At 64.7% G+C, this 6,110-nt stretch carries 6 protein-coding genes; 3 read left to right on the forward strand and 3 right to left on the reverse strand.

The features are described from left to right. Window position 1: 1 nt before the first annotated feature. Together BEP01S_RS06850 and BEP01S_RS06855 are read right to left on the reverse strand one after the other, a co-directional pair. A complete protein-coding gene (locus tag BEP01S_RS06850) occupies window positions 2-790 on the reverse strand; it encodes a fructosamine kinase family protein (protein ID WP_062241695.1) in 789 nt (262 codons plus the stop codon). 45 nt (window positions 791-835) lie between these two features. Beyond that, window positions 836-1,579 (reverse strand): 3-keto-5-aminohexanoate cleavage protein, encoded by a 744-nt coding sequence (locus BEP01S_RS06855; RefSeq protein ID WP_062241736.1) that lies wholly within the window; start codon window positions 1,577-1,579, stop codon window positions 836-838. 218 nt (window positions 1,580-1,797) lie between these two features. On the opposite strand from BEP01S_RS06855, the gene BEP01S_RS16920 reads away from it, so the two are divergent. The 3 genes from BEP01S_RS16920 (at window position 1,798) to scpC (ending at window position 4,671) form a co-directional block, all read left to right on the forward strand. Then, a complete protein-coding gene (locus BEP01S_RS16920; RefSeq protein ID WP_167195029.1) occupies window positions 1,798-1,941 on the forward strand; it encodes a GPGG-motif small membrane protein in 144 nt (47 codons plus the stop codon). Window positions 1,942-2,140: 199 nt separating this feature from the next. After that, complete coding sequence (locus tag BEP01S_RS06860; protein ID WP_083532604.1) at window positions 2,141-3,052, forward strand: formylglycine-generating enzyme family protein; 912 nt, start codon at window positions 2,141-2,143, stop codon at window positions 3,050-3,052. A 113-nt stretch (window positions 3,053-3,165) separates the two neighbouring features. Then, entirely contained in the window at window positions 3,166-4,671 is a 1,506-nt protein-coding gene (gene scpC / locus BEP01S_RS06865; RefSeq protein WP_062241697.1) for a succinyl-CoA:acetate CoA-transferase ScpC, read from the forward strand. Window positions 4,672-4,701: 30 nt separating this feature from the next. On the opposite strand, the gene BEP01S_RS06870 is transcribed toward scpC, so the two are convergent. Continuing rightward, on the reverse strand, window positions 4,702-5,967 hold the full coding sequence (locus BEP01S_RS06870) for an SLC13 family permease (RefSeq protein ID WP_062241699.1): 1,266 nt from the start codon (window positions 5,965-5,967) through the stop codon (window positions 4,702-4,704). Window positions 5,968-6,110 lie beyond the last annotated feature (143 nt).

The following is a 6,110-nucleotide window of genomic DNA, read 5'->3' on the forward strand; positions in this document are numbered from 1 at the left end:
CTCACCGGTCCAGCTGGTCCGCCCGGGCGATGATCGACCGGGCGGCACGGACCGTCTGCCCGAGGAACCCGCGACCGAACAGACGGATATGAGCGAGCAGAGCGAAGAAGCTGTGAACCGGCAGGTCATCCCGCCACCCGTCCGGCATCGGATGGGTCTGTTCGTAGCCGGAATAGATCTCGTCGAGATGTGCGGTTCCGAAGAGGCCGAGCAGGGCCAGATCTTCCAACCGGTGACCGCCGTGCGCGGCCGGATCGATGAGAGTGACGCCGTCGGGAGTCCACATGAGGTTGCCCGCCCACAGATCACCGTGGATGCGTGCCGGTGCCTCCTCGCCTTCGCCGCAGATCCCGGCGAAGGCTCCGGATGAGATCGCATCGATTGCCGAGGCGACCGTGGCCCGATCCGCACCCGTGAGGTCCCCGGCAACCGCCGTGACCAAAGGGCGCAGGCGCTGCTCGACCCAGTACTCGGTGAAGTCGCTGACAGGCTCGGCCGGGACTTCGAAGGGATTGTCGAGGGGGCCGAAGAACGACTGCGGAGCCGGTGCCCATCCGAAACCGGGAGCACCTGCATCGTGAAGCCGAGCGAGGTCGCGACCGAAGGCGGCGGCCGCCTCGGCGGAAGGACCGGTCTCTTCGAGGCGGCGCAGCCGCAGGAAATCCGCACCATGTTCGACAACGTCGACGACCGGGACCACACCCGGTTCGGCCAGCCATCTCAGCCCGGCGGCCTCGGCGGCGAAGAACCCGTCCGGGGCGGACTTCCGCAGTTTGAGGAAATCAGTCATGGCCCCAGGCTAACCGGATTGCGCGATCGGCCGCGTGATCTCAGATCAGGACCCGAGCTCGGCAAGAAGGCCAGCCGCCACTGCGACGAGCTCGCCATTGCCCGCTGCCTGACTGCCGTCGATGAGGACCGGAGTATCTTCCAAACCGGTGCGGATGCCATGGCCGCGCCGAATGGCTCGGGCATTGACGACCCAGGAGGCGATGCCCTCCCCATGATGGACCTGCGGCAGTTCGATGTCCGCCTCGGCGATGACCCGCTCGATCGCGGCGGCGTCCGTCAGGGCACGATCCGGATCGGTCTCGGTGGTTTCGACGAGTACGCGTTCGCAGCGGTCTGTCAGGCCCGAGCCGACGAATGACGTCGCATCGTCGACACTGAGCAGACCCGCCTCGATGCCGACGCCGCGACCGATGAGCATCTCGCACACCTCGCGAATTCCCGCCTCACCTTGATTGGCACTGACGAGGTCGGGCAACTCCGTCCACCCGGCAATGAGCGTCAGGCGCTTCTGCGGATCCGGCTCGATCTCGGCCGAGGTGCTCAAGGAGATCGGAATCCCCGGACACACGACACGCACCTCTCGGAGAGTGGCCGAGACCGCCACGTCGTCGAAGGTCTGTCGGCCCGAGGCATCGAATGGGTGGAGGTGGATGACCTGAGCACCTGCCTCCACAGCGGCAGCCGCCTCGTCGGCGATGGCCTTCGGTGTCCGCGGAGTCGCCGGGTGGTCGCGACCACCGTTGAGGGCGGCATGCAGCAGAGACTCGGGCGAAACAGGTGTGTTCATCTGCCCACTGTCTCGCATTCGCGGCAGCGAGTACAGGTCCTTCGGCAACTCCCTGAAAGCCAGCCTGGAATCATCGCCAAGACACTGCGCAGACACAGACCGGTCATGGTGCGGATCGATACGGCGTGTCGTCCGAAATGAGCCCGAAAGCAGCCAGATCTCGTGCAAGGATGAACCATCCTCGACCGAGGTGCATCAATTGACGACAGGAACACATCATGGCTTTCATTCTCTGGATCATCGCGGCGATCCTCGTCATCTCCGGCATCTTCGCCCTCTTCCGCAAGCAGCTGCTGTGGGGCATCGTCCTCATCGTCGTCGGCTGCCTCGTGGGACCGGGCGGAGTCAGCCTCTTCGCCTGACTATCGGACCGGGCTGTCCCCGGCATCGGCCGAAGTCATAGGGTGTTCCCAGAGTCCGCACCGCTCAGAGGCGGACCCGGTACGAAAGGGGCACGCACACGTGACGAAGAACGGAGATCACGGCGCCGCCGAAGCGCAGAACGGCCACTCATGCTGCGCTCCCGCGACCAACCGCGCCGAGGCGGGGGACAGCCAACCAATGGATCTTGCGGTTGGTCGTGCCGTGAGTTCCGAGTCGAACCTTGAGTTCAGCTTCGATTTCGTCACCGTCGGCGGCACCTTCGATATGGGAGATCCCTTCGGCGACGGTCATCCCGCCGATGGGGAGGGACCACGCCACCGGGTCGACCTCACCGAATTCGACATCGCCACGACAAGCGTGACGAACGACGATTTCGCCCGGTTCGTCGCCGACACCGGGTTCGTCACGACGGCGGAACGTTTGGGCACCTCGGCGGTGTTCGCCATGCTCCTGGAGACCAATCCGGGAGCCCGAACTCATGTGCTCGGGCAGGCCCCGGGTGTGCCCTGGTGGGTCGAGGTCTCCGGCGCGAACTGGGCGGCACCCGAAGGTCCCGGATCGACCATCGATGACCGACGAGACCATCCCGTCGTCCACATCAGCTGGGACGATGCCCGCGCCTATTGCGAGTGGTCCGGCACTCGGCTGCCGAGCGAGGCCGAGTGGGAGCTCGCGTCCCGCGGCGGCCTCAAAGGCCGTCGCTATCCGTGGGGCAACCGACTGCTCATCGACGGGGAGTGGAACTGCAATATCTGGCAAGGCGAATTCCCGCGCACGAACACCCTCGACGACGGGTTCGTCGGCACCGGACCGGCCCGGCACTTCGCCCCCAACGGTCTGGGCCTGTTCAACACTGTCGGCAATGTCTGGGAATGGTGCGCCGACTGGTTCGCCCGCGACTACTACCAGCATTCCCCGCAGTCCGATCCGCAAGGCCCGGACACCGGAGACAAGCGGATCATGCGCGGTGGGTCATTCCTGTGCCACGACTCCTACTGCAATCGCTACCGGGTGGCCGCCCGCTCGTCGAACACTCCTGATTCCTCGGCTTCGAACATCGGCTTCCGCGTCGTCCGAGAGGCGCTCTGAGCGCTGAGTTCAGTCCCTGAGCTCCGCACCGAGGCGGCTCATCAGGTGCTTCGTCTCGATCGACAGCGGGACCGCCTCGGCCGAGCATATTGCCGCCCGATAGACTTCAAGTCATGTCGAGAATCACCTGTCCCGAACTGAGCACGAAGATCGTCACCGCAGACGTTGCGGCCCGCCATATCGACAATGGCCAACGTGTGGCCATGAGCGGATTCACCGGTTCGGGCTACCCGAAGGCAGTGCCGGGGGCAGTGGCCGCACGCGCTCAGGCCGCACACGAGAAGGGCGCAGACTTCCGCGTCGAACTGTGGACGGGAGCTTCGACGGCGCCGGAACTCGACGGAGTGCTGGCCGAAGCGAACGCGGTGAGCAAGCGTCTGCCGTTCCAATCCGATCCGGCGATGCGGGCCTCGATCAACTCTGGCGACACCGCTTACGTCGATACTCACCTCAGCCATGCGGCTCAGCAGGCGTGGTTCGGCTTCTACGGCAACCTCGACGTCGCCGTCGTCGAAGTCGCGGCGATCCTGCCCAACGGTCTGCTGGTGCCCGGAAGCTCCGTCGGGAACTCGAAGACGTGGCTCGACCTGGCCGATAAGGTCATCCTCGAAGTCAACGATTGGCACCCGCGTGGGTACGAAGGCTTCCACGACGTCTACTACGGAACCCGGCGCCCGCCCGAGCGGCTGCCGATCCAGCTGCTCGAGCCGATGCAGCGCATCGGTGACCCCTATCTGCGTGTCGACCCGGCGAAGGTCGTCGCCGTGGTGGAGACGAACGCGCCGGACCGGAACCTGCCGTTCAAGCCTGCCGATGAGGACTCGAAGGAGATTGCCGGCCACCTCGTTGACTTCCTCCGCCATGAGATCGCCGCAGATCGGCTGCCGTCGGAGCTGCTGCCGCTGCAGTCAGGCGTCGGCAATGTCGCCAATGCGGTGATGGGCAATCTCGCCGACAGTGAGTTCGCGGGACTGACCGCCTATACGGAAGTCATCCAGGACGGAATGCTCGACCTCATCGACAGCGGAAAGCTCACCTCGGTGTCGGCGACGGCGTTCTCGCTGTCTGCCGAGCGGGCGGCGGATTTCAACGACCGGATCGAGTCGTACAAGGGCCGGATCCTGCTGCGCACTCAGGAGATGTCGAACCATCCCGAAGCGATCCGCCGCCTCGGCGTCATCGCGATCAACGGGATGGTCGAAGCCGATATCTACGGCAACGTGAACTCCACGCACGTGACCGGATCGTCGATCATCAACGGCATCGGCGGCTCCGGTGACTTCGCCCGCAACGCCTACCTCAACTTCTTCGTGTCGAATTCGCAGGCCAAAGTGGGAGCGATCTCGGCGATCGTGCCGTTCGCCAGCCATATCGACCACACCGAACACGACACTCAGATCCTCGTCACCGAACAGGGCCTGGCCGATCTGCGCGGACTGCCGCCGGTGGCCAGGGCACGGAAGATCATCGACAACTGCGCCCACCCGGACTACCGAGATCGTCTCACCGACTACCTCGAGCGGGCGCTCGCGGCGAACCCGACCGGTCGGCACACCCCGCACATCCTCGCCGAGGCTCTGTCCTGGCACGAGAATTTCCTTACGACCGGTCACATGTGATCAGCTGCGGGGCCGTACGGCCCCGCCGGTTCAGCTGCCGATGATGGTCGGTGCTGCCGCGACCACCCAGGCGAGCCCGGGCCCGATGAGGCACATGAGACCGGCGTAGCCGATCATCTGCCTGTAGTAGCGGTCGCGAATGCTCGGATGGACATTGGCCAAGAGCATCGCGCCGTTGGTCGAGAACGGACTGATGTCGACGATGGTCGCGGCGATCGCCAGAGCCGCGACGAATCCGCCGACATGGACGTCTCCCGATTCGAGGAACGGCACCGCCAGAGCGATGACGACCCCGATGATCGCCAGAGACGACGCCAGCGCTGAGATCAGACCCGACATGTAGAACAGGAGCAGCGCCGCCAACAGCGGTACGCCGATCGCTGAGATTCCGGCCGACACCCATTCGACGGTTCCGGCTTCCTGAAGAACTGCGATGTAGGTGAGCACACCGCAGATGAGGATGACGATCGACCACGAGACCTTCGACATCGCGGCTTTGCCTGCGGCGGGATCGATGGCGGCGAGGATCACCGAGATCGTGATGGTCACCAGGCCCACATCCCAGCTGAAGATGATCACTGAGAGCGCCATGGCGATGAGCCCGATGAGGGTCGGGATCTGAGAGCGTGTGAGCCGGATGGTGGTTCCGTCGTTGCCGACGGACTCGGCTTGGGTGAGTGCGTCGTCGGCTTCGGCGCGCAATCCGGGCCTGCGATGGAGGACGAACCAGACGACGACAGCGAAGGCGGCGTTGAACACGAACGGAGCGAGGAACAAGGTCAGCGGCGTCGGTGTGAGACCGTTCGTGGTCAGATAGTCATTGATGAAGATGCCGTAGACGCTGATCGGGGAGAACGCGCCGGCCAGTGCTCCGTGCACGACGAGCAGACCGACCATGAACTGATTGATCCGGTGCCGGCGTGCGAATGTCAGCGCCAGCGGGGCGATGATGGCCACCGCGAAGAGCGCTCCCAGCGAGATGAGGACAGCCGTGAGTGCGAAGAAGATCCACGGCATGAGTCCGACGCGCCCGCCGACGAGCTTCACACACCAATTGACGATCACCTCGATTGCGCCGTTGTTCTGGGCGAAGCCGAACAGGTAGGTCAGGCCCACCAGAGTGAGGAAGAGATCGACGGGAAATCCTGCCAGGAACTCCTCCGGGGCCTGGTGGAGTACGAGACCGCCGACTCCGGCAGCTGCGAGGAAGCCGAGCAGCCCCATATTTATGTCCCGCCAGGTTCCGATGACGAACATCAGTCCGAGGACGACGACGCAGATCAGTTCTGCACTCATGGGCTCAGCTCCTCCTAGGATCCGCTGCCGGCTTCTTCGCGCCGGCGACTGGGGCACGCGATTCAAGCTAGTGCATGTCACCAGGAGGGATCAGCCCTATTCGGCATATGAGCTGATCAGGCAGTCTACGGGGGGGGGGGGGG

The organism is Brevibacterium epidermidis NBRC 14811 (genome assembly GCF_001570805.1).
Taxonomy (GTDB): domain Bacteria; phylum Actinomycetota; class Actinomycetes; order Actinomycetales; family Brevibacteriaceae; genus Brevibacterium; species Brevibacterium epidermidis.